At 78.7% G+C, this 947-nt stretch carries 1 pseudogene; it reads left to right on the forward strand.

Annotated features, from left to right (window positions below):
• A pseudogene (locus K4G64_RS39345) lies at positions 1 to 947 on the forward strand (hypothetical protein); the annotation flags it as partial.

Here is a 947-nt window from a genome sequence, read left to right on the forward strand (position 1 = left end):
CCCCCATCTCTTCTCCCGACGCCCCCGCCCGGCCGGTGAGAGGCGCCGGGGACACGCACGCGGGTCATTCCGGGCTCGGGGCCTTCGGCGTCGCGGACGGAACCGGTCCGCACCCCCGGGAAACGGACGGACCGGCCGCTCCCGACGACCCGGCCCTGGCGGACCAGCGCTCAGGCCGTGGACGCAAAGGCACCCCCCTCCGCGGCACCGACGTACCCCCGGGGGCCCGCAGGCGTGGTGGGCTCGGGGCGTGGGCCCGCCGGCTGACCGGGGGGCGCGGCGAGCAGGCGACGGAACCGCGCGAGGCGTACGAGGACGAGCCGGCCGCCAAGATTGCGGCCGAGCACCACCCGGTGGTCGCTCCGGCCGCCCCGGAGACCTGGCCGGACCCGGCCACGCTGCTGCTCACGGCCCTCGGGCCAGGGCCGCGGCTGTGGGAGCGCGGCCCCGGTCACCCGGAGGCGCTGGCCGTGCGCCTCGGTACGGCCGACCGGGCGGCACCGGACGGCTCGGGCCTGCTGCCGGCCGTCCCCGTGACCGCCGGGCTGCGCGAGGTCGGCGCCCTGGGACTGGCCGGGCCGCGGGCACGGCTGGCCGGGCTGACCCGTGCGGTCCTGGCCCAGCTCACCGCGCTGCACTCCCCCGACTCGCTGGAGATCGTCCTGATCGCCGCCGACCGCTCACGCTCCCTGGAGGAGCGCACCGCCGAGTGGTCCTGGCTGGGCTGGCTGCCGCACGTCCGTCCGGGGCACGGGCAGGACTGCCGGCTGCTCCTGGCCCATGACCGCGAACAGGCGGCGGCCCGCACCGACGAACTCACCCGCCGTCTGGAGGACCATTTGGCGGATGCGGCCCCGGGCTCCGGCCCGGCGGGGAGCGTCGGTGGCCCGACGGGCACCTCGGTGAGCGGAGGCCCGCAGTCCACCGGCACCGCCCCGTCCCCGGAC

The organism is Streptomyces sp. WAC04114 (genome assembly GCF_019733245.1).
Taxonomy (GTDB): domain Bacteria; phylum Actinomycetota; class Actinomycetes; order Streptomycetales; family Streptomycetaceae; genus Streptomyces; species Streptomyces massasporeus_A.